At 61.3% G+C, this 22,617-nt stretch carries 20 protein-coding genes, 2 tRNA genes and 2 pseudogenes; 12 read left to right on the top strand and 12 right to left on the bottom strand.

Annotation, left to right across the window (positions count from 1 at the left end; all coding sequences use genetic code 11):
* Position 1 precedes the first annotated feature (1 nt).
* On the top strand, positions 2–487 hold the full coding sequence (locus P3T17_RS25015) for a hypothetical protein (RefSeq protein ID WP_429409246.1): 486 nt from the start codon (positions 2–4) through the stop codon (positions 485–487).
* Positions 488–732: 245 nt separating this feature from the next.
* Here the strand turns inward: P3T17_RS25015 and P3T17_RS25010 are convergent.
* Positions 733–1,292, bottom strand: a pseudogene (locus P3T17_RS25010) (transposase); the annotation flags it as partial.
* On the opposite strand from P3T17_RS25010, the pseudogene P3T17_RS25005 reads away from it, so the two are divergent.
* From P3T17_RS25005 to P3T17_RS24995, 3 genes and pseudogenes are all read left to right on the top strand, one after another.
* A pseudogene (locus P3T17_RS25005) lies at positions 1,227–1,505 on the top strand (aromatic amino acid transporter AroP); the annotation flags it as partial. The pseudogenes P3T17_RS25010 and P3T17_RS25005 overlap by 66 nt on opposite strands.
* Positions 1,506–1,629: 124 nt before the next feature.
* The gene (locus P3T17_RS25000) at positions 1,630–2,265 is read left to right on the top strand and encodes a biliverdin-producing heme oxygenase (protein ID WP_429409245.1); all 636 of its coding nucleotides are present in this window, start codon (positions 1,630–1,632) and stop codon (positions 2,263–2,265) included.
* A gap of 106 nt (positions 2,266–2,371) precedes the next feature.
* Complete coding sequence (locus P3T17_RS24995) at positions 2,372–4,006, top strand: sensor histidine kinase (protein ID WP_074263579.1); 1,635 nt, start codon at positions 2,372–2,374, stop codon at positions 4,004–4,006.
* Positions 4,007–4,085: 79 nt separating this feature from the next.
* On the opposite strand, the gene P3T17_RS24990 is transcribed toward P3T17_RS24995, so the two are convergent.
* The 4 genes from P3T17_RS24990 to hemN all read right to left on the bottom strand — a co-directional run bounded on the left by P3T17_RS24990 (position 4,086) and on the right by hemN (position 8,635).
* Entirely contained in the window at positions 4,086–4,523 is a 438-nt protein-coding gene (locus P3T17_RS24990) for a response regulator (protein WP_074263580.1), read from the bottom strand.
* 11 nt (positions 4,524–4,534) lie between these two features.
* On the bottom strand, positions 4,535–6,925 hold the full coding sequence (locus P3T17_RS24985; RefSeq protein WP_429409244.1) for an ATP-binding protein: 2,391 nt from the start codon (positions 6,923–6,925) through the stop codon (positions 4,535–4,537).
* A gap of 146 nt (positions 6,926–7,071) precedes the next feature.
* A tRNA-Leu gene (locus P3T17_RS24980) sits at positions 7,072–7,156 on the bottom strand.
* Between the two features lie 93 nt (positions 7,157–7,249).
* Complete coding sequence (gene hemN, locus P3T17_RS24975) at positions 7,250–8,635, bottom strand: oxygen-independent coproporphyrinogen III oxidase (protein WP_429409243.1); 1,386 nt, start codon at positions 8,633–8,635, stop codon at positions 7,250–7,252.
* Positions 8,636–8,868: 233 nt separating this feature from the next.
* On the opposite strand from hemN, the gene P3T17_RS24970 reads away from it, so the two are divergent.
* The 3 genes from P3T17_RS24970 (at position 8,869) to P3T17_RS24960 (ending at position 10,764) form a co-directional block, all read left to right on the top strand.
* A complete protein-coding gene (locus P3T17_RS24970; RefSeq protein WP_429409242.1) occupies positions 8,869–9,222 on the top strand; it encodes a YkgJ family cysteine cluster protein in 354 nt (117 codons plus the stop codon).
* Positions 9,223–9,250: 28 nt separating this feature from the next.
* Positions 9,251–9,835, top strand: a complete 585-nt coding sequence (locus tag P3T17_RS24965; RefSeq protein WP_074263584.1) for a DUF1439 domain-containing protein — start codon at positions 9,251–9,253, stop codon at positions 9,833–9,835.
* Between the two features lie 92 nt (positions 9,836–9,927).
* Entirely contained in the window at positions 9,928–10,764 is an 837-nt protein-coding gene (locus P3T17_RS24960) for an undecaprenyl-diphosphate phosphatase (protein ID WP_429409241.1), read from the top strand.
* Between the two features lie 28 nt (positions 10,765–10,792).
* On the opposite strand, the gene trmB is transcribed toward P3T17_RS24960, so the two are convergent.
* Positions 10,793–11,578, bottom strand: a complete 786-nt coding sequence (trmB, locus tag P3T17_RS24955; protein WP_074263586.1) for a tRNA (guanosine(46)-N7)-methyltransferase TrmB — start codon at positions 11,576–11,578, stop codon at positions 10,793–10,795.
* Positions 11,579–11,760: 182 nt separating this feature from the next.
* Positions 11,761–11,834, bottom strand: a tRNA-Gly gene (locus tag P3T17_RS24950).
* Between the two features lie 686 nt (positions 11,835–12,520).
* Here P3T17_RS24950 and P3T17_RS24945 point away from each other — a divergent pair.
* Positions 12,521–13,402, top strand: a complete 882-nt coding sequence (locus P3T17_RS24945; protein ID WP_074263587.1) for a hypothetical protein — start codon at positions 12,521–12,523, stop codon at positions 13,400–13,402.
* Between the two features lie 137 nt (positions 13,403–13,539).
* On the opposite strand, the gene P3T17_RS24940 is transcribed toward P3T17_RS24945, so the two are convergent.
* The 3 genes from P3T17_RS24940 to P3T17_RS24930 all read right to left on the bottom strand — a co-directional run bounded on the left by P3T17_RS24940 (position 13,540) and on the right by P3T17_RS24930 (position 15,579).
* Positions 13,540–14,103, bottom strand: a complete 564-nt coding sequence (locus P3T17_RS24940) for a YggT family protein (protein WP_074263588.1) — start codon at positions 14,101–14,103, stop codon at positions 13,540–13,542.
* A 139-nt stretch (positions 14,104–14,242) separates the two neighbouring features.
* The gene (locus P3T17_RS24935; protein ID WP_074263589.1) at positions 14,243–14,563 is read right to left on the bottom strand and encodes an EthD family reductase; all 321 of its coding nucleotides are present in this window, start codon (positions 14,561–14,563) and stop codon (positions 14,243–14,245) included.
* A gap of 77 nt (positions 14,564–14,640) precedes the next feature.
* A complete protein-coding gene (locus P3T17_RS24930; RefSeq protein WP_429409240.1) occupies positions 14,641–15,579 on the bottom strand; it encodes a Rossmann-like and DUF2520 domain-containing protein in 939 nt (312 codons plus the stop codon).
* 251 nt (positions 15,580–15,830) lie between these two features.
* Between P3T17_RS24930 and P3T17_RS24925 the strand changes: the two genes are divergently transcribed.
* From P3T17_RS24925 to P3T17_RS24915, 3 genes are all read left to right on the top strand, one after another.
* Positions 15,831–15,992, top strand: coding sequence for a hypothetical protein (locus P3T17_RS24925; RefSeq protein WP_167379372.1), 162 nt, complete (start codon positions 15,831–15,833; stop codon positions 15,990–15,992).
* 414 nt (positions 15,993–16,406) lie between these two features.
* Positions 16,407–16,706, top strand: coding sequence for a hypothetical protein (locus P3T17_RS24920; protein ID WP_074263591.1), 300 nt, complete (start codon positions 16,407–16,409; stop codon positions 16,704–16,706).
* Positions 16,707–16,969: 263 nt separating this feature from the next.
* A complete protein-coding gene (locus P3T17_RS24915; RefSeq protein WP_429409239.1) occupies positions 16,970–17,935 on the top strand; it encodes a threo-3-hydroxy-L-aspartate ammonia-lyase in 966 nt (321 codons plus the stop codon).
* Positions 17,936–18,025: 90 nt separating this feature from the next.
* Here the strand turns inward: P3T17_RS24915 and P3T17_RS24910 are convergent, their stop codons facing one another.
* Positions 18,026–19,594: a UbiD family decarboxylase gene (locus P3T17_RS24910; RefSeq protein ID WP_429409238.1), complete on the bottom strand. Its 1,569-nt coding sequence runs from the start codon at positions 19,592–19,594 to the stop codon at positions 18,026–18,028.
* 584 nt (positions 19,595–20,178) lie between these two features.
* Here P3T17_RS24910 and P3T17_RS24905 point away from each other — a divergent pair.
* Positions 20,179–21,333 (top strand): transglycosylase SLT domain-containing protein, encoded by a 1,155-nt coding sequence (locus P3T17_RS24905; RefSeq protein ID WP_074263593.1) that lies wholly within the window; start codon positions 20,179–20,181, stop codon positions 21,331–21,333.
* Positions 21,334–21,421: 88 nt separating this feature from the next.
* Here the strand turns inward: P3T17_RS24905 and P3T17_RS24900 are convergent, their stop codons facing one another.
* Entirely contained in the window at positions 21,422–22,609 is a 1,188-nt protein-coding gene (locus tag P3T17_RS24900; RefSeq protein WP_429409237.1) for a pyridoxal phosphate-dependent aminotransferase, read from the bottom strand.
* Between the last annotated feature and the right edge of the window lie 8 nt (positions 22,610–22,617).

Below are 22,617 nucleotides of genomic sequence, written 5' to 3'. Positions count from 1 at the left end.
CATGAAAAAATTAAAAATCATCATCACATTGATTGTTAATTTGACTATCGCAATAGCCGCTCATGCAGAGGGGATGTGTAAATTGGGAGAATTGACGATCTTCAATTGCGAACTGCCTAAATCAACTTCATCGCTATGCCAATCCACGGATAGGAGTGCTTTGACGTATCGCAATGGAGTCGGTGGAAAGATTCGCTTCGAGTTGTCAAGTAACGATAACAAAAGCGCGCCTGTTTTCTATTTTTCTAATATCCCATACTCAGGAGGTGGAGAGGCTCATGTTCGATTTTCAAACCAGGAATACACCTATTATCTATATGACAAGACGATCAAAAGCGACGAGGGGCCAACATTTTCTGCCGGCATCGTTATATACAAAAAGCAGGACAAGATTTCAAATCTTGTTTGCGGCAATGATGCCTCCGTTCATGAGAGCGCCTATCAATCCATTACCAGGGAAACTTATCACTCCATTGGCGCAAAGTGATCACCTCAGACTTCCCCAAGAGGCTCGACTAGGGCGTCTGCGTAAAGCTGCCCCCATAAGCGCGCAGTAAATGCCGTGGCTGACAACGATGACGTGCGTGCGGTTACTCATGCGGTCAATGCCTGCGAGAACGGATACGCTGATCGAAAGATTGCGTACAAGAATGTGGCGCGGATTTTTGGGATTGGCTTTAGAAGAGGCTTGGTGTGCGTGCATTCAGATTTTTTATCTACTTCCTCGTTATTTCAAACTGTATCGGGCAAGCAGTTGGCCGCGAATTCAGTCTGCCATATCCTCATTTGAATCCGCAGGGGATGGATGTCGAGACGCTGCTCGAAACGAATGCGCAGTTTGCCGAAACCAGCAAACCAGGCATGCGTGCGCTCGACCCCCAGCGATGCCGCCCGAACCGCTCCTTGCTTTCCACGGCGCGACGGGCGATACGTGCCGTAATACCGCGCGGCTTCAGGTAACGCCGACAGCGGGCAAAGTCATATCCCTTTTCTGCATGCAACTTGCCCAAGCGGTTGCGCGGCTGTCCACGCAGGCCCGAGACTGCCAGAATGGCATCGAGCGTGGGCTCGAATGCCATCGAGTCATGTCGGTTAGCGCCCGTGATGGTGATGGCCAGTGGAAGGCCGCGCGTGTCTCCAACTATGAGCCGCTTCGACCCGAGCTTTCCCCGGTCTTTCGGGTTGGGGCCGCTTTCCTGGCCCCCGGGGCCGGGAGCACTGGCAAGGTGGCCGCGCTGGTGCTGAACTGGTCGTTGATCAGCCTCACGCATCTGAAGTCTCGCAAGGCGATGGTGGCGGCAGGGCAGACGCTGGTGTTCAGGTCGTTCTGGTTTCCGGTCAGCAACTGGATCTGCCTGGCGTTCATGGCGATGGTTCTGGTGATTCTCGCGATGACGCCGGGGTTATCGGTTTCGGTGTGGCTGGTGCCGGTGTGGTTGCTGGTGATGTGGGTGGGTTATGTGGTGAAGCGGCGGCGGGCGGGGGCTGTTCACGCTACGCCTTGAGCCTGGCGCCCGGAGCCTCGTTCAGGAGGCCCTGCGTCGTGCCGTACCTTCATGCCCGGCCGAAATTCGGCCGCGCGACGCGCCAGATAGAATGCATGGATCGTTATCCGCTTTGGAACACTTCGTGGCCGTATCTTCACCGCATTCCCCGGACGTCCTTGCCGCGCTGCGCGCGGCCACCGCGCAACGACATGCCACACTCGACTCCTCGATGCCGCTGGCGAAACCGCATCCGTCCATTGCCGATTATCGCGATCATCTGTTGCTGCTAAAGGCGTGGCTGGGTCCAATCGAAAGCTGGCTCGCGGGTTTCGCGGATGGTCCGCAGGATCCCCGGACGCTGACACCGTTGCGGCGTCTGCCGTTAATCGAAAGCGATCTGGCGCACGACGCGATTGCCGGGTTGAGTGAGCGGACGAATGACGCGAGGCCCCGAGCGTTGCCGCACGCTCACGGCGACAATCCCGCCTACCGTTGGGGCGTGTGCTACGTCGTGGAAGGATCGCAACTGGGCGGCGCGGTGCTTTATAAAAGGTTGCACGCACAACTGGCGCCGCACCCGCTGCGCTATCTGGCTGGCAATGGCGAACCGGTCGGGCCGCGCTGGCATCGGTTCGTCCAGGGTTTACAGCAGGGCGTAATGGAAGACGCTGCGGTGCTGAGCGCCTGCGAGGGCGCAAGACACGCATTCGATAGCTTGCTTGAACTTTTACCGCATTCGAGCAGGCATGCCGGGGGAGTTTTTACCGACCACGCCTGATGGTTCGTGCTTCACGGTGCCTGGCGGCTTCGTGCCGAAGATATGCCGGGAATGCTGGCCCAAACCCTGCGGTCAAGCTTTCTGGTTTCGGGTAAAGTTTCGGACTATGGATAGACCTTCCCGAGAGCAGACAGCAGCGTCCTCCATCGACCCGGCGTCGGTGTTCGATTTGCTGCCCGATGCTTACCTCATCCTTGACGAACAGCGGGTCGTGGTTCTGGCCAACGCGCGATATCTGAGCGTGCTCGGCGTAACGCTGGCCGAAATACAGGGGCGCTCGGTCTACGACATCAACCAGTTCGGTTCCGAGCAGCAACGCAACGAACGCCGTGCCTGGCTTGGAGACGCGCTGGACAATCTGGTGCCCGGAGAAATGCGTCTGTCACCGCTGCTGCGCTACGACATGGCAGCGGGTGGCCTCGAAGCGAGCCGTCCCGATGTGCGGTATTGGCAAATCAAGGCCAGCATGATGCCCGGGGGGGCGGCGCAAGGGCGACTGATAGCGCTATGCGTGCTCGATGTCACCGCAAGCATCGCGGCCAACGAGCGCAACCAGCGCGAGCGCGCCAAGTTGCGCTCACAGGCACGCCTGCGCCAGGTACTGGTGGAAGAGGCGACCGCGCAGCTGCGCGACCATCAGGAGCAATTCCAGCAGGCGTTGGCGTTTGCGCATGTGGGCGCCTGGGAACTCGATCCGTCGACTGGCGCCATCGATTGCACGGCCCAGTGCAAGGCCAACCTGGGGCTGCCTTCCGACGTGGCGCTCGATGAGCACCGCTTCTTTACCGAACTCGTGTATCCCGACGATCGCGCGCGCGTACGCGAGACCATGCTGCACGCGATCGAGAACCGCGAGCCGTTCGAAGTCGAATACCGGGTGGTCTGGCCAGCGCAATCCGTGCATTGGATTCTGGTGCGCGCCGCGGGACGTTACCTCGGGGACGGTACGCTTAAATCAATGCTCGGTTTCACCCTCGATATCACCCGGCGCAAAGAGGCCGAGCTCGAGCAGCAGGCCATCGCGCAAGCGGAGAAACGTGCTCGCGAAGAAAGCGATCGCGCCGCTCGCGCCATGGATCATTTTGTCACGGCGGTCAGTCATGAGCTGCGTTCGCCGCTCGGTGCGATTCTCTCGTGGACGGCGCTGTTACAGCGTGCAGGCGACGCTTCACATGTTGTGCGCGTAACCGATGTGATCGAACGCAACGCCCGCCAGTTGTCGCATATGGTCGACGATCTGCTCGATAGCGGCGCGATCGCCACCGGCAAACTATCGGTCAACCGGCAGCCCGTGGACCTCGGTGCGCTAGCCGGCAATGTGGCGGAAGATATTCGCATGAAGGCCGAGGCCAAGGGACTGCGTCTGAAAGCGGATGACATACGCTCCTGCCTGGTGATGGCAGACGAAAGCCGTATGAAACAGGTGGTGTGGAATCTGTTGTCGAACGCCGTCAAATTCTCTGCGAGCGGTACCGTCGAACTGGTTGTCGGCGTGAACGGCGACAAGGCGGAACTGAGCGTGCGCGATAGCGGCTCGGGGATCGAGGCTGAGGCGTTAGGCCGGATCTTCGAACGGTTCGAACAGATCGGTGCAGAGGGCGCGGGGCGTGTGGGCGGTTTAGGGCTGGGCCTGTGGCTGGTCAAGCATCTGGTCGATCTGCACGACGGCAGTGTGTTTGCCGAAAGCGCCGGGCGTGGGCAGGGCGCCACGTTTCACGTCCTGTTGCCGCTTTATCAATGATGGCGCCGATTTAGCATCTTCGAAGTGCATTCAGTCGAACGCCGGACGACCGGCGCACCTGGCGAACCTTCGGTCCCGCTCAGTCGGTATAAGGCGGCGGTTCGTTAAGGACTGCCCAGAACATACCGAGATCGCTGATCGCAGCCATGAAGTCGTCGAACTCTACCGGCTTCACGACATAGGCATTCACGCCGAGATCGTAGCTGCGCAGTAAATCTTTCTCTTCACGCGAGGACGTCAGCATCACGACCGGAATTCTTTTCAGGCGGTCGTCGGCGCGCACGCTTTTCAACACCTCGTGGCCGTCGATCTTGGGCAATTTCTTGTCCAGCAAAATGACTGCGGGATTCTCGTCCGTGCGTGTGCTCCATTGTCCTTCGCGCCGCAGATAATCGAGCGCCTCCGCGCCGTCGCGTACGGATACCACCGGATTCGCAAGGCGCGATTTCTCGAGCGCAATCAGTGTCAGCTCGATATCGTTAGGATTGTCTTCCACTAAGAGGATGGGTCTTAACACGCTGCGTTCCTTTACGTTGACTCTGCTGAATCCGTCGATGCGTCGTTGGTTGGCTCTTTGGGAACGGGCCGAAACGGACGGCCGGGAGAAAATGCCGTGAGACGCGCGACAGCCGCGGCCGTTTCATCGTAGTCAGCTGCCTCGGCGGCGAAGACCTTCGGCAAGGAAAAATAGACCGTTGCGCCCTTGTCGATTTCGCCGACTGCCCACGTTTTGCCGCCGTGCCGCTCGATAATCCGTTTGACGCTGGCAAGGCCAATGCCCGTGCCTTCGAATTCTTCGAAGCGATGCAGCCGCTGAAACACACCGAACAGTTTGTCGACGTAGCGCATGTCGAAGCCGACGCCGTTGTCGCGCACATAAAACACGTGCTGCTCGGCCAACTCCCGTTCGCCTTCCTCGCTGCCAATTTCAATGATCGGATGTTCATCCGGCCCGCGACGATGCTGGCTGAATTTTACCGCGTTCTCGAGCAGATTTCGCAGTACGACATGAATCAGTACCGCGTCAGCCGTAACGCTACACAGTGGACCGACGCGCCATTCGATCTGCGTGTCGCCGGATTGTTTTCGCTCGTCTGCAATCAGGCCGTCCACTAAAGAGCGCAAATCGACGTTTTGCGGTCGCAGTGCGGCGCGGCCCATCTGCGAGAATGCGAGCAGATCGTCGACCAGCTCGCCACCGAAGCGCGCCGACGCAACGATGCGCTCGACAAAGTGCTTGCCTCGTTCAGACAGGCGCGACGATTCCATCTCGCGGAGCAGATCGGCGAAGCCGACGATATGCCGCAGCGGTGCGCGCAAATCGTGCGACACCGTATAGGAAAAGCCTTCGAGTTCCTGGTTGGCGCGGCCCACTTCCATAGCGAGTTGCGCGAGTTCTTCAGCGCGGCGCAGAACGACGCCGAGCATCGCCGTGCGAAATTCCGCCGCAATTTCCAGCTCCGCGGGGCGCCACGGCTGCGAGCGGCCGCGAACGGTTTCGGTCCACGCATCGAAGCTTTCGCGCGGCGAGAGCGATGCGGAGAGCGACGCAAGTTTGTTGCGGGGATCGCCGGCCCACTTCACCGTGCGTATCACCTCGGCGCGAAACCAGATAATGTAATTCCGGAACAGCTTCGAAATCGATACGGAGAGAATGCCCGCGCAATCCGGCTCGATGGGCGTGTCGCGCACGGCGGCCAGCGCGTCGGTCGAGTAGATGTCGTCGGGACGGGTGTCCATCCACGCGACCAGTTTATCGACCTCGGCCGCCGCAGGTGTCGCGCCAACCAGTACGATGCGCCCATCGAACACGATAGCCGCGCCGGTCGCGTCGGTCAGCCCTAGCAGTTCCTTCGGATCCTCGGCGAGCGTGTCGACAAAGTTTTCGGTATTGGCCATTGCGGCAAGCAGGCGCGATTGCCGGCGCCGCAGTTCGATCCGGTACTCCGCCTCTTCACGCTCTTCCTTGGCTTCGACCTGCAGCGAGAGGACCTGCGCGATATGTTCGCAGGCGGTGCGCACCTCGAATGGCGGAACGCGCGCTGTTGCGTGATGGCAGGAGATCAACCCCCATAGCTTGCCGCGCACTACGATCGACATCGACATGGAGGACCACGTCCCCATGTTCTTCATGTATTGGACGTGCACCGGCGAAACGCTGCGCAACGACGAGTACGTGAGATCGGTTGGCCGGCCCGTGGTCGGGTGCAGGGCCGGAACGAGCGGTGCGGGTAGGTAGTCGGCGTCGGCGATCAGGCGAATGCGATTGCGCACATAGAGCGCGCGCGCCTGGGCGGGAATATCGGAGGCGGGGAAATGCTGGTCGAGATACGACGGATAGCCTGGTTCGATCGCTTCGGCGAGGACATGTCCATGACCGTCGTGGTCGAAGCTGTAGACAAGCGTGCGGCCGAAGCCGGCAATGCGGTGCACCTCTTGCGCGGCTAGCGCCGCGAGCCCGTCGACACTCTGAACCTCTTGCAGGCGGTTGATAAACGTGCGGACAAGTGGATAGATCGACGAGAACACGTCGGCCGTGCCCCGGGCCGGTTCGAGTTCGACAATGCCGACGCCGTCGAGGCGATGCACCACGACAGCCAGCGGCGAAACGCGCTCGCTGCCAACGTTACGCGGATCGTTTATCGAGCCTGCGTAGAGAGGGACGCCATCGGCTTCGAGCGTGCGTAATGCATCGAGCGCGAGCGCCGCGGCCGCGCCGAGGACGCGTTCGAGAGGTTGCCCAAGAAGCTGCTCTACAGGCGTGGCCGTGAGGGCTGAGATGTTTTCGCTGGCTTGCAGCACGGTGCCGTCGTTGGCCGTGCTGATGAGGAATCCATGTGGCTGGATGCCCCCAGGAATATGGATGGGTTCGCTAGCACAGTCGGATGTCGCGACCCGGCCGTTTGTCATGTCTGTCATGCTCGCTCCGTGCGGACTCGCTGACATTCTCGCATAGACGCGCGGGTTTGCAGGGTTGCGGGAGCGTGTGCGATTCCGTGTGCAGAATGCACGCGCAGTCTGGATTGGGATGCAATTTTTGGGGGGAGTAGTGCGGGAGGAAGTACTGGTGCCCAGGGCCGGACTCGAACCGGCACGCCTTGCGGCGGGGGATTTTGAGTCCCCTGCGTCTACCTGTTTCACCACCTGGGCTTGTCTTGCGACACGTGCGCAAAGGATGCGCGCGGCGGGAAACGCAGATTATGGCCGAAATTGGCGTTCCGGGCAAGTTGCGCGCTGACCGCCTCAAACGGTCCGCGAAAACCGCTCCAAGGTCTGTTGACCGAGATACCGGTCGAACACCATCGCTATGTTGCGCACGAGCATCCGCCCGGCCGTCAGCACTTCGAGCTTGCCACCGCTCAATAACACCAGGCCGTCCTCCGCGAATCCGCGCAGACGTTCCAACTGCGGCGCGAACGTCTCGGCGAAGCGGATGCCATACGCAGCCTCGAAGTCATCGAAACGCAGCTCGAGATTGCACATCAGTTGCGTGATGATGTCGCGGCGCAGGCGGTCGTCGGCGGTCAGGCGCACCCCGCGCGTGAGCGCGAGGCGTCCGGCGTCGATTGCGGCGTCGTAGTCTGCCAGGTCTTTGGCGTTCTGCGCGTAGACATCCCCCACCTTGCCGATGGACGACGCCCCGAAGCCGATCAGATCGCATTCCGCGCGCGTGCTATAGCCCTGGAAATTGCGATGCAAGCTGCGCTGGGCTTGTGCGATAGCTAACTCGTCGGAAGGCAAGGCAAAGTGGTCCATGCCGATGTACACATATCCCGCACCCGTCAAACGCTCGACAACCAGCTTGAGAATCGCGAGCCGCACTGCCGGCGAGGGCAGCGCCGCAGCGTCCATCTGGCGCTGCATCTTGAAGATCTGCGGCATGTGTGCATAGCCGAACACCGACAGCCGATCCGGCGTGAGAGCAAGCATGGTATCGAGCGTGCGGCCGAAACTGTCGACTGTCTGATGCGGCAAGCCGTAGATCAGATCGACGCCGATCGAATGAAAGCCGACGGCGCGTGCGGCTTGCATCACCGAGGCGGTCATCTCGAGCGGCTGGACACGATTGATAGCCTGCTGGACCATCGGATCGAAATCCTGCACACCGAGACTTAGCCGGTTAAAGCCGAGTTTGCGCAGATGGGCGATGGTTTCGGCGGAGGCTTCGCGCGGATCGACTTCGATCGAAAACTCGCCCTGCGAGTCTGGGGTCAACGAGAAATGCCGGCGGGTGGCCGCCATCAGCTCGCTCATCTCGTCGTGCGACAAAAACGTTGGCGTGCCGCCGCCCCAATGCAGTTGTGAAACCGGCCGTGCGGTATCGAAGCAGGCCGCCTGCAAGGCGAGCTCACGCTTGAGCCGCTCGAGGTAAGGACGGGCACGCGCACGGTTCTTCGTCGCGATCTTGTTGCAGCCGCAATAGAAGCACACGGTGTCGCAGAAGGGGATGTGGAAGTACAACGAGAGATCCGTCGCCGACGCGCCCGGATCAGCCGCGGCACGCAGATAGTCGGCGTGATCGAAATCGTCGCGGAACTGAAGTGCGGTTGGATAGGACGTATACCGTGGGCCGTTTGCGCTGTATCTGGCGAGCAGATCGGGACGGAAGAGGGTGTCGGCGGTGGTCATGGGCGGCTCGGTGGACGCCACGCCGGGAAGTACGGAGACACCTGTGTGCCGGCAAGACCGGTGGAACGGGACAGGCGCCTCTTGAGCGTGGCCTTGTGTAGCGGTCCAGTTTACGGGAGCACTTCAGCCGGGTCTTGTGTAATAAGGTCGCACGCCGCTCAATGGCACAATGCAGGGTTGGCGTGCCGCAAGCGCGCGTTCATTAGGTTGTTGGGCGTTTCAGGAAGAGTCTGGTGACTGTCGTCGAATCTCCGTTCAATGTAGCCGGTCATGCGTGCCGCCCAGATTGCGGGGCGTGCTGTATTGCGCCGTCGATCTCGAGCCCGATCCCGGGCATGCCGCACGGCAAGCCGGCGGGCGTGCGTTGCATCCAGCTCGGCGACGATCTGCGTTGTGCGATCTTCGGCGAGCCTGAACGGCCAGCGTGCTGCTCCGGTCTGCAACCGCAGGGCGAGATGTGCGGGACGACGCGTACCGAAGCGCTCGCCTGGCTCACCCAGCTCGAAACGCTGACGCAACCCGACCTGCCATCCGATCCCCGCAACGGGGCTGTTTCAACCGCAACCCGTTGCATGGGAATGGCGTAAGAGCTTTGCATTGGACCGGAGAACCTGCATGACCCAACCCGTTGCGCCGACCCGGCGCGGATTTCTGCTCATGGCCGCTGCGGCGGTGGGCATCACTGTGTCGCTGGCGGCTTGCGCGGCCTCGACGTTTCCGTTCATCCCGTCGCACTACACGTTCTCGCAGCAGCAGGTGCAAGAGGCAGTGCAGCGCAAATTTCCTTACCAGCGCACCATCTCACAGGTGTTCCAGGTTCAGCTGGCCAACCCGGTTGTCGGCTTCCTGCCGGATGCCAACCGCGTCTCGATCCGGCTCGATGCGCACCTCGCCAGCCCGTTCCTGCAGGAACCGGTGGATGGCGTCTTCACGTTGTCTAGCGAACTGGCCTATGACGAAGCCAGCAAGTCCGTAGTGCTGAAATCGCCGAATGTGGATAGCGTGAACGTCAGCGGGGGCGCGCAAGCCTACACGCAGCAGATCAATGCCGCCGCCGCGCTGCTAGCGACGCAGTTGCTGAACAACTATCCCATCTACACCTTCAAGCCGGACCAGTTGCAATTTGCCGGCGTGAACTACGAACCCGGTACAATCACCATCCTTACAAACGGCATACGCGTGCAGATCGTCGAGAAATGACGCGCGCGCGGCCGCCAGGGCCGCCGTGCGCCGCTTGTTTCCGTGCGCCTTGCAAGCCCTGATTCGACAACTGTTGGCGATGAGGGGGATAGATGGACTGGTTACTCGCTTGCAAGGCGTTGATACTCGGCATCGTCGAAGGCCTGACCGAGTTTTTGCCGGTATCGAGCACCGGCCATCTGATCGTCGTGGGCAGCCTGCTCGATTTCACGGGCGAGCATGCCAAAACCTTCGATGTCGTGATCCAGCTCGGAGCGATTCTGGCGGTGTGCTGGGAGTATCGGCGGCGGATCGGCGATGTTCTGACGGGGTTGCCGGCGCGTCCCGACGCGCGCCGCTTCGTGCTCAACGTGATTATCGCGACCATTCCTGCGGTCTTACTCGGCTTGCTGTTCGAAAAGGCAATCAAGGATGCGCTGTTTTCACCTGTGCCGGTCGCGTTCGCGCTGGTGGTGGGCGGCGTGGTTATCCTGTGGGCCGAAGGGCGGCAGCGCACACGCGATGCCGTGCCACCGCGCGTGCAGTCGGTCGACGCGCTGACCTCTCTCGATGCCCTCAAAGTAGGCCTTGCTCAGTGCTTCGCGCTCATACCGGGGATGTCGCGCTCGGGCTCGACCATTATCGGCGGCATGCTGTTCGGTCTCGAACGGCGGGTGGCGACCGAGTTCTCTTTTTTCCTTGCGATGCCGATTATTTTCGGCGCGACGGCGTATGAACTGGTCAAGAGCTGGCATCTGCTGTCGGCAAATGCGTTGGGGATGTTCACGCTTGGTTTTGTCGCTGCGTTTGTGAGCGCCTTCATATGCGTGCGTTGGTTGCTGCGCTACATCGCGGCCCATGATTTCACGGTGTTCGCGTGGTATCGGATCGCGTTCGGTTTGCTGATCCTGGTCGCAGGATACAGCGACCAGCTGGACTGGGCTGAGTGACGGCTGTTCGCTGGCTGTAGCCCGCGTTTCAGCTGCCCCTGCGCCGCTTGAACACCAGATCCCAGACACCGTGACCAAGCCGCAGGCCGCGGCGCTCGAATTTCGTCACCGGACGATAGTCGGGGCGCGGCGCGTAACCGTCGGCGGTGTTTTCGAGCGCAGGTTCTGCGCCGAGCACTTCGAGCATCTGCTCGGCGTAGTTTTGCCAGTCAGTGGCGCAGTGCAGATACGCGCCTGGCTTCAGACGCGAGACGAGCAGCGCGACGAACTTCGGTTGAATCAGCCTGCGCTTGTGATGACGCGCCTTGTGCCACGGATCCGGGAAAAAGATGTGCACGCCGTCGAGACTTTCCGGCGCGATCATCTGCTCGAGCACTTCAACCGCATCGTGCTGGATGATGCGGATATTCGACAGTTGCTGCTCGCCCATCAGCTTGAGCAAGGCGCCGACACCAGGTTCGTGGACCTCGACGCCGAGGAAATCGTCATCTGGGCGATGCGCAGCGATTTCGGCCGTGGTCGCGCCCATGCCGAAACCGATTTCCAGCACGCGTGCGGCTTCGCGCCCGAACACCGCGTTCCAGTCGGGCTGCTGCGGCGCGTACGGAATCACAAAGCGCGGACCGAATTCGTCCATTGCACGACGCTGACCGGTCGAGACGCGCCCCGCGCGGGTGACGAAGCTGCGGATGCGGCGCAAACGCAGCGCTTCGTTCGAGTCGGTCGCGTCGCCCGCCGTGCCTTCAGCCGAAGTTGCGGAGGGTTCGTGGTTCGCTTCGCCGGGCAGGTCGGCTTGGTTCGGATCGTGGGTCATCTTCGATGGCTACAACGGTAGCGGCAAGGTCAAGGCGGTATGGGCGGCGTTGCGTGCACCGGAAGGCGCGACTGCATCGATAGCCGACAGTGACCGCCGTCCCGTCAGTACGGCCAGTACAAAAAAGCCGCCTTCGTGGAGGCGGCTCTCGTGCTGGAATTCCGCTGAGGGTCAGCTGAATGTGGAGCGGGCGATGGGAATCGAACCCACGGCTCTAGCTTGGGAAGCTAGGGTATTACCATTATACGACGCCCGCAGAGCGCGCCATTTTACGCGGGTTTGGGGTGTTTAGGCAAATGCGGGGCGGTAGGGTGACGGGCGCGTGGATCCCATCCGAGCCTGGTGGCCGCAGGAATTGGCCGGAAATTCAAAGTCTTAACGCGGTACTTCGAGAATTATCCAAATGAGATCTATCACCGCTCCCGAATCCGTATCAATTCGTTTTACTAAATGAATATCCCACTAGCGCAAGCACTATTATGCCAAATGATTAATCTTGAAGCTAACGAGCTAATTTATCTGAAGCACTAACTGATTGCTGTCTTTCAGTCAAGCATGACAGGCGCACAACATCCGAAAAGTCAAATATCTACCTAAAGCGCATAGATATATCGCCGATGAACAAACAAGCCTTCGAGCGCCGCAGATCAACGCGCTAGCCCCTATCCCAAAGCGCTCACCATTCCGCGTCACCCCAATCCACGTTCACCCGGATTCGCAGAAAAATACTCGCATCGTAACTAAAGATAGCGAAAACCGTGCCGTATACATCTTCAGCACCCTTTCAAAAAATTACATGGATCCGTTTGAAGAAACCTGTCAAGCAGATCGAGAAGTAATTCCGAGAGCACGTGCTAGCAGGAAAAATCGAGGTCAAATCTAACTAATGGCGTGAGATTGCGGACGTGAGAGCCCGTGCTCGCCTGGATAAAACAAACAGATATGAAAAACAAACCACTATTGGCGTTGTCTCTTGTTGCATCGCTTGTTCTGACCGCTTGCGGGGGCGGTGGGGGTTCCGGTTCGTCGACGACGCCTGCCGCGACCAGTGCTTCATCACCTTCGGCGGCCAGCGCGCCGGTCGCCAGCGCTCCGGTGGCGGCATCGACGCCTACCGTCAACGGCGAAACGCTGCCAAGTCTGACGAGCCCGCAAGCCGGCTCGACCGCGGCAACCGGCAACGGTCTGCAGGGGATCTGGACGGCGAACGCGAGCGGCGACAAAACCACCGCCTTCATCGATGCGCAAAACAACATTTCGTATCTGAGCACGGTTCTCACGCTCCCCGTGTCGCAGTTCTTCGGCGTCATCTCGCCGACCAGCACGACGTGGACGTTGACCTCGGGCGTCCAGTTTCTGCAGCCCTTCTTCTACGCGACCACCTCGGGCTCGGGGACGTTCACGGCCAATCAGGCATTCAGTGGCAGCTTTGTCGCTAACAGCAGCACGGTCAATCTGTCGTGGACCTACGATCCCGCGAACGCTCTCGCTGTGACGCAGGCATCCGTAGTGGGGACGTGGGCGGAGACCAACTCCTCGATCACGGTCGATAGCAGCGGCGCCGTCACCGGCACGTTGAGCAGCTGCCCGGTCACCGGCACGCTGCTGCTGACGAGTGCAGGCTCGAGTCAGAATCTCTACTCGTTGAGCCTCACGACCGGCACGGCCGCAGCCTGCGCAACTCCGGGCAAGACGCTTTCGGGCAACGCGGCAATTGTGTTTCTGCCGATCTCGGGCAGCACGTTGTACGCACGCTCGATCCTCTACGTGATCCACTCGTCGGACAACTCGGCCGTCGCTTATGGCCAGGTGTCGCCGCAATAAAAGCAGCATGAAATAACGCCGCCGCCGTCGCGTCAGACAGGCGGCGCTCGCCTCATCGGGACCGCTCACGGCTACCGGTTCTGAGGTCTACACATGCAGAGGCGGACGCGGCCAACAACCGCGCCCGCACTCGCCGCTCAGATCACGAAATACGTCAGTTGCACAGCGGCTCGCGTCACGACCATCAACAGCACCTGCACGATCACAAACAACAGGATCGGCGACAGGTCGATGCCGCCCAGGTTCGGCACCACGCGGCGCAACGGATTCAGAAATGGCGCGGTGAGCTGAAACAGAATCGGCATTGCCGGCGAGCGCGGGTTGAGCCACGACAGCAGCGCCATCAGGATCGTCAGCCAGATGATCAGGTTGAGCCCCCACTTGATCACCGTCAGCAGTGCGACGATCAGCAGCGTGGGCCACAGCGCGAGCGGATCGACGCCGGTCACGGCCACCATCAGCATCACATACACGACCGCTGCGATCAGCGCGGCGAGAATGCTCGCCCAATCGATGCGGCGGGTACTGGGCACGATCCGGCGCAGCGGCAGCACGATCCAATTGGTGGCATGCATGACGGCGTTCGAGACCGGGTTGTACGGCGGCAGACGGACGACCTGCAGCCATGCGCGCAACAGCAATGCCGCGCCGAACAACGTGAAAACGGTATTGAGCAGAAAACGGGCGATATCGCCGAACATCTCGTGTCCTTTCCTTCAGGGTAGCGGCCGGTGCGAACCGGCCGCCGGGCGTCGGCACGCCGCTATGGGCGCGCCGACGTGTTTATCAGTTTGCATACTGCGAGCTGGCGCGGCAGAGACCGGGCCACACCGCGATGAGTTACACCGTTACCTTGATTTCGCTGATCAGGATCGAGCCGTTGCCGCCGTCGGTGTAGTTCGGAATGTCGGCGAGCAGTGTTTCGGACGCTGGCTTGAATACCGTGTAGAACGCCTCGAGCGTATCAAACAGAAAATGCCCCGCCGCGACGAAGGGTGGCGGCGTGCCCGGCGGCCCGGCGTTGATGCCGGCGTCGACGGACCAGCCTTTGAGTGCCGCGCCGAACAGCTTCGCGGCCAGCGGCATGTGCGTGCCGCAGTAGTAGTCCATGTCGAAGCGGCCGTTTTCTCGATACGGATAGAGGATGCTGACCTTGATCATTATGTGTTCTCGTCGGTTGGTCCCGGTGCGAGGCGCTGGCGGATTGCGCGCTGCGCCGGACGTCACATTATCACGGCTTAGTTGACGCTAGTACCAGCCGGCGCCTGATTCAGCGACCGTCCGAGCGATTCTTCAACGGCGTCGGCGATTGCGTCGATGGCGGCCGGCGGCGTAGCCCGGCGCCGCGCGAGTGCAATCGCGCGCCGGCTCATCAGGCCGTACAGCGCCGCATGGTCGCCGCCGAGCGTTTCGAACAGTTCGAGCTGCTTGCGCACGACGCCCGCATCGCCGCGTGACACAGGGCCGGCGAGGGCGCCCGGCAAGCCCTTTTCACGGGCCGTTTGGATCGTGCCGGCCAGCATCGGCAGGAGCGCGCGCAGCGCGTCGTCCTCCGCGAAGCCGAGGGTGCGCCACAGGGCGACGCATTCGGCGAGGCCGCACAAGGCGAAGCTGGCAGCGTAGTGGGCGGCGCCGTGGTAAAGCATGCGCGTGCCCGGTGGAATCGACAGTGGGTGGCAGCGCAACGCCAGCGCGAGCGCAGTCAGCGCGTCTTTCAGTGCGCCGTCGGCCTCGATGGTCACCGAGCAGCCGGCGATGCGCTCGATATCTGCGAGATCGCCGCTAAACAGGTAGAGTGGGTGAAAACCACCTATCGACGCACCCTGCGCCCCGGCTGCCGCGAGCAGATCCACCGGTGAGGCGCCACTGCAATGCACCAGCGCGCGCACGCGCCCAGCGGCTTGCGGCGCGCAATCAAAGCGCAAAGTGTTCGCCGTCGAACCGATGCTATCGTCGGGAACGGTTAAAAAGACGATATCGGCGGCGTCGACAACCTCTTGGGGGATGTCGTACGCCGCGCACTGGTCGATCTGGGCGGCGAGCTGGCGTGCCGATTGAGGCGTGCGGCTGGCCACCGCGGTGACCGCATAGCCGGCGCGGGCGAAGCCGAGCGCAAGGCAGCGCGCAAGGCGCCCTGCGCCGATGAAGCCGAGACGCGGCATGGACGGCTGGGACATGGTGACTGCTCCGGACGGCACGATGAACGGAAAGCTGGAGTATCGCGCATTCAATTGTCGCTCGCGAGACGGCGGGTTGGCGGTGCACTGCGCGAAACCTTTCCTCAGATTAAATTTCGTGCCATATGGTTTGGCCGGCGGCACATTTGCCCGCGCGACCCCTGCAGGCCCGGAAACTGCTCACAATGAATTTGGTCGATGAAGTGAGGGGTTGGAGTTTTCTGTCTCGCAGTCTGATTCGGGAGGTCACCATGAGCATCTTTTCTTACCGAAAGCACTTGCGGTTCTTGACTCATTCGCAGCGGCGCCGCTGGTGGGATCAAAAAAAGCGCCTGACGCCACGTGTCAAAATCAGCGGTGCCTATGTGCCGCCGAATGTCATACGCGAATTTACCTACGTCAAGGTGGGTTGAAGATTTGTCCCTATGGGTAAAAAATGCCCGGCCGTGAGCCGGGCATTTTCGTTTTGTGAGCGGCGATGCGCTTTGAGCGTTATGTGTTTGTTTCGGTCAGCCTTCAACCTGAACGTGATTGAAGTGAATTTGTAATTAAAGATTACCGCTGCTGGGGATTTCCCAGACTGCTGGCCGGTAAAAGTGGAGTTTGCCGGTGGGCGATCCGGCGCAAACCCTTGGTTTCCGAGATGTTGCGGGCAGGGTGTGCATGAGTGCTCACACGTTTACCCGTTGCGGCGAATTACGGCTCGTCTACACCGATTGCAATTTGCAACAAATGCGAACAGCTATGCGGGTCCTTTTTCGATACATTCAATTCCATAGCATGCATGTCATGCGACACGGTCATCCGGCCGCGCTTGGAGAAGAAAAGTGAAAAAGATCATTCCGCTTGTTGTTGCCGCTGCGCTTGGTGTTGGCTTTGCCTCTGCTGCCGAGGCGCATGTGTCCGTCGGTATCGGGATCGGCATTCCGGTGGCTCCGGCCTATCCGGTTTATGCGGCGCCGCCGCCGGTGTACTACGCACCGCCGCCCGTCTATGCTCCGCCGCCGGTCGTTGTGGTGGGTGGTGGCTACGGCTACTACGGTCACCCGTACTACCATCGTGGATACTACGGGCGTGGTTATTATGGTCACGGCGGCTATGGCCACGGTGGCTATCACCACTATTGATAAACGCGCTCCCGGGATGCGTCGCAGTTTGACTTCGACGTAGTTCGTGGCTCAAATGTTTATCGAAGGTTGGTGAAACAGCTAAACGGCGTGATGCGGGCTCGGTTGCCTGCATCACGCCGTTTTCATTTGCGCGGCGCTACGCCTCTTTTGCGAATTCGTTGGACATCGGGCGAGGCGCTGACGTCGCCCTCGTGCATTCCATAGTGCGGCTGAAGCTGGGAGAATGCCTGCTTATTTCACCGCTCTGGAGTGTCCCGCCAATGCAAGCGCTTCCCGCTCCCACGTATGTCGATGTCGTCGATGCCGCTGCGCGGCTCGAGGGCGTCGCGCATCGCACGCCGGTTCTGACGTCCACCACGGCCAACGAACGGACCGGTGCGTCGATTTTCTTCAAATGCGAAAATTTTCAGCGCATGGGTGCGTTCAAGTTTCGCGGTGCCTATAACGCGATCTCGCACTTCGACTACGTGCAGCGGGACGCTGGCGTCGTGACGTTTTCGTCGGGCAATCACGCTCAGGCGATTGCACTGTCGGCACGTCTCGCGGGAATCCATGCAACAATTCTCATGCCGCACGACGCGCCTGCGGCGAAGGTTGCCGCCACCCAGGGCTACGGCGGCGAAGTGATCATTTACGACCGCTATAAAGAGAACCGCGAAGAGATAGGCCGGCGCCTCGCGAAAGAGCGCGGCATGACGCTGATCCCGCCGTACGATCATCCGCACGTCATCGCAGGGCAGGGCACGGCGGCGAAAGAACTGTTCGAGGAAACCGGTCCGCTCGATCTGCTGTTTGTGTGTCTCGGCGGCGGCGGATTGCTTTCCGGCAGCGCGCTCGCGGCAGCCGAGTTGAGTCCGCAATGCAAGGTGATCGGCGTCGAGCCGGAGGCCGGCAACGATGGCCAGCAATCGTTGGCTCGCGGTGAGATCGTGCACATCGACGTGCCGCAAACCATCGCCGATGGCGCCGCGACTCCACACCTGGGCGCTTACACGTTCCCGATCATCCAGCGCCTGGCGGAGCAGATCGTGACGGTGACGGATGCGCAACTGATCGAGACGATGCGCTTTTTCGCGCAGCGCATGAAGATCGTCACCGAGCCGACGGGTTGCCTCGCCGCGGCCGCCGTGATGAACGGCATTGTCCCGGTGAAGGGCAAGCGGGTTGGCGTGCTGATCAGCGGCGGCAATGTGGATCTGGCGCGCCTCGCGCAGTTTCTTGCGTGAGCTAAGGACCAAAGCTAAGTCCGCAAGTTACGGACTTAAGTGATGGACCCAGGCCACGCGCCCAATCCACGGTCCGACGAGCGCGCCTAACTACAGACCCAGTTCGCCCCACAACGTGTCGATACGCTGCTTCACCGCAGCGTCCATCTCGATGGGGCGGCCCCACTCTCGATCAGTTTCGCCCGGCCATTTGTTGGTGGCGTCGAGACCCATCTTCGAACCGAGTCCCGCCACCGGCGAGGCGAAATCCAGATAGTCGATCGGTGTGCGATCCACCAGCACCGTATCGCGCACCGGATCGATACGCGTCGTGATGGCCCAGATCACCTCTTTCCAGTCGCGGATATTCACGTCCTCGTCGACCACGACGATGAACTTCGTGTACATGAATTGTCGCAAGAAACTCCACACGCCGAACATCACCCGTTTGGCATGGCCGGGGTAACTTTTCTTCATCTGCACGATGGCCATCCGGTAGCTGCAGCCCTCGGGCGGGAGATAGAAGTCGGTGATTTCGGCGAACTGCTTCTGCAGCAACGGCACGAACACTTCATTGAGTGCGACGCCGAGCACGGCCGGTTCATCGGGCGGTTTGCCGGTGTAGGTGGAGTGGTAGATTGCGTCGCGTCGCATCGTGATGCGCTCGACGGTGAACACGGGGAACCACTCCTGTTCGTTGTAGTAGCCAGTGTGATCGCCGTAGGGACCTTCGAGCGCGTGTTCATAGGTAGCGCTCGCACCTTTCGAGGGCCGCGGCGGCGCACCTGCGGGAGCCGGCGCAGGCGCGCCTTCCTGCGGATAGATAAACCCTTCCAGAACGATCTCCGCGCGCGCCGGCACTTGCAGCGTGTCGACGCCGGGCGTGATGCACTTCGCGAGCTCGGTGCGGCCGCCACGCAGCAGGCCGGCGAACTGGTATTCCGAGAGCGTATCGGGCACCGGCGTGACCGCGCCGAGGATGGTGGCCGGATCGGCGCCGAGCACGACAGCGACCGGATACGGTTTGCCGGGATTCTGCAGCGCGAACTCGCGAAAATCGAGCGCGCCGCCGCGATGCGCAAGCCAGCGCATGATGAGTTTGTTACGCCCGATCAGCTGCTGGCGATAAATGCCTAGATTTTGGCGGCTCTTGTTTGGGCCGCGCGTAACGGTCAGTCCCCAGGTGATCAGCGGGCCGGCGTCTCCCGGCCAGCAGGTCTGAATCGGCAGCTTTGCGAGATCCACATCGGCGCCTTCCCAGACGATTTCCTGGCAAGGCGGGCTGCTTACAGTCTTCGGCGCCATGTCCCAAACTGCCTTGGCGAGCGAGAACAGTTTGCCGGCGTCCCTGAGGCCCTTGGGCGGCTCCGGCTCCTTGAGGGCGGAGAGCAGACGCCCGACGTCGCGCAGCGACTCCAGTGCCGCGCTATCGCCGTCCTGTTCGCCTGAGTTGATGCCCATGCCAAGCGCAACCCGCCGCGGCGTGCCGAACAGGTTGCCGAGCACCGGGAACGCGTGGCTTTGCCGGCTCTCAAACAACAACGCCGGGCCGCCGGCGCGCAGCACGCGGTCGCACAGTTCGGTCATTTCCAGGATGGGCGAAACGTTTTGCGGGATACGGCGCAACTCGCCTAGCGTTTCGAGACGGCCGACGAAGTCGCGCAGGTCTTTGTATTTCATCTGGTCGGGATTGGGGCCGCGCAGCGCGGCGGGAAAGTGGGGCGCGACAGGCAATCGCCGCGCGGGATCGATTGTCGATTTTACCTGCGTTGGTTACCGTACGTTGCGGACCGAAAACTGTAACTGACCCAAGAGGCGCGCAGCGCGCGGCTTTCCACACGCTGAACACTGTTCGTTATTACAATTAGTTATACATTTGCCTGTCTATAGTGTTGACGATCTATTAAACCCTGCTAGAATCCGGTCACATTGGTTGCAGGGCGTGAACCTTTTTACCTCCGCCCCCGGTCCTTACGACGCAACGCGTCACCGCTTACCGACCCCCCTGCACGGTATTTGACGGTCTTTTTTGCAGTCCTCGCCAGCGCAATCTGACGCTGGTTTTTCGCGTGGGAGCCTCTGCGTGCGTGTTTTTTAAGCACGGCGCCGAGCAGTTTCGAGATGGCTCCCCACCGACGGTTTATGCCGTATTCCCGACGCCGCAGCTGCCCTAACCAGAGCACGCGACGTCTTGACTCTGCGAACGTGATTTGATGCCGGCTCGACCGGTGGGGTTCGCAGAGCATGCAAGATGGGAGATCTGAATGAACGCCTGGTTATCGTGGCGTCCCGACGAACGACTTGCGCAAGGCTTACGCGCAGTCTTACGTCGCGGTACGCGTATGAGTCATCATCTGTTCAGCATTGTTGGCGGTTCCGCCATCCTGCTGGCAGTCGCGCTGTGGCTGATGCCGACCTGGCGCGGCACCTTGGCCGCAAAGTTGATGCCGGTCATTTCCGCTGCTGTGCAGGCCGGCCCCGCCCGTCTGTTGCAGGGCAATCCGCTACCGTCGTTCGCGCCCTCCGGGGTGTCGTCGTCCGACGATTCGCTGTCCGCCAATTCCGTTGGCGGCGACGTCAGCAACGGCGCTACCAGCAGCAACACAAGCTATGACGGCGCCTTTGACGGCAGTGGCACCAGCGGCCTCAGCGTCGCAGCTGTCAACACGCTCGACCCGCATTCCGTGCAAAGCATCAGCGCGCTGGCACACCTGATTCCTTCGCAACGCGTTGCCGCTGACGCACGTGACGACCGCGTGCTGGTCTCGACGCGCGAGCAGGATCTGGTGGCGAACTACCTGGCGCGGCGCTATCACGTCGCCCAGGAACCTGTCAGCGAACTCGTGAAGGCTGCGTTCGATACCGGCCGTGAAGTCGGCCTCGACCCGCTGCTGCTGCTCTCCGTGATGGCGATCGAATCGGGTTTCAACCCGTATGCCGAAAGCGGTGTAGGCGCGCAGGGTCTGATGCAGGTGATGTCGAAGGTACATTCGGACAAATTCCAGTATTTCGGCGGCCAGAGTGCCGCACTCGATCCGTTCGCCAACATCAAGGTTGGGGCGCTCGTGCTCAAGGATTGCATTGCACGCGGCGGTTCACTGCCGGGTGGGCTGCGTCTCTACGTAGGCTCTAGCACCCAGGACGACGGTGGCTACGGCGCTAAGGTGGTGGCTGAGCGCGGCCGTCTGCGTGACGTGGCGCGCGGCCGCAAGGTGCCGATCAACGCACCGCAAGCACCGGTTACGACGACCGCGTCAGTGACGCCGGCGCCGGCTGCGGGAGCCGCTCCGGCCAAGCGTGTTCAGGTGACGCTCGATGCAGCGCATCCGTTGACTGCCACGACGCCGGTGAAGGCCCCCGAGCAGGATGACGCCGAGACTGCGACCAAGCATGCAGCGTCGCCGGAGCTGGGCGCCTGAAGTCGTAAAAGCAAAGCAGGACCAAAAGGAAAGGCACCCGAGGGTGCCTTTTTTTATGGTCTGACGCTGACGCTGACGCTGGGCAGAATCAAAAGAATCCGCGCAGGCGCTCGACCGCCTCTTCGAGCTTCGAATACGCCGTGGCGTAAGACAGGCGGATATACGAGCGCGGCGCGTGATTGCCGAAATCCATCCCCGGCACCAGCACGACGCCTGCGTCGTGCAGCATGGCTTTGGTGAGTGCCGCGCTGTCGCCAGCTGCAGCGTGGGTCACATGAGTGCAATCCGCGTAGACGTAGAACGCGCCGTCCGGCATCACCGGCACTGAGAAGCCGAGCGTTTCGAGCGCTGGGGCGATGAAGTCGCGCCTGCGCTTAAACTCCAGGCGGCGTGCTTCGTAGATTGCCAGGGTGTCCGGTTCGAAGCAGGCGAGTGCCGCGTGCTGGGCCAGCGCCGACGCACAGATAAACAGGTTTTGCGCGAGCTTCTCGAATGCGCCGACCATCGACGGCGGCACGACGAGCCAGCCGAGACGCCAGCCGGTCATGTTGAAGTACTTCGAGAAACTGTTGACGGTGATCACATCTTCGCCGTACGACAACGCCGAAACCGGCGGCGCGCCGTAGCTCAGGCCCTGATAGATCTCGTCGACAATCGTGAAGCCGCCGCGCGCACGAACCGCTTCGACGATGCGCTTCAATTCCGCGGGCTCGATAGACGTGCCGGTGGGGTTGGACGGCGACGCCAGCAGCACACCGCGCGTCCGTTCGTTCCATAGGCTTTCGACATCAGCCGCGGTCAACTGGAAGCGCTCCGCAGGACCGCTCGGCACCAACACGGGTTTGCCTTCCATGGCGGCAACAAAGTGCCGGTTGCACGGATAGCACGGATCGGGCATCAGCACTTCATCGTCGCGGTCGACCAGTGCCGCACACGCCAGCAGCAATGCAGCCGAAGCGCCCGCGGTGACCACGATGCGCGCCGGATCGACGCTGATGCCATAGGCCTGCGCATAATGCCCGGCGATCGCCTCGCGCAGCGAGTGCAGGCCAAGCGCGCTGGTGTATTGCGTGACGCCACGGCGCATCGCGTTCGCGGCCGCTTCGATGACCGGCTCGGGCGCAGTGAAATCGGGCTCGCCGATTCCCATATGGATGATGTTGCGTCCTTCGCGCTCCAGCAGGGCGGCTTCTTTCGCCAGCTCCATCACATAGAAAGGCTGGATGGCGTCGACGCGTGCAGCAAGCCGCACCAGTGGTTCGGTCACGGAGTTCATACAGGCAT

The sequence above is a fragment of the Paraburkholderia sp. GAS82 genome (assembly GCF_050436285.1).
Classification (GTDB): Bacteria; Pseudomonadota; Gammaproteobacteria; order Burkholderiales; family Burkholderiaceae; genus Paraburkholderia; species Paraburkholderia phenazinium_B.
The sequence above is the reverse complement of the archived record's forward strand: the minus strand, read 5'-3'. Positions and strand labels throughout refer to the sequence as shown.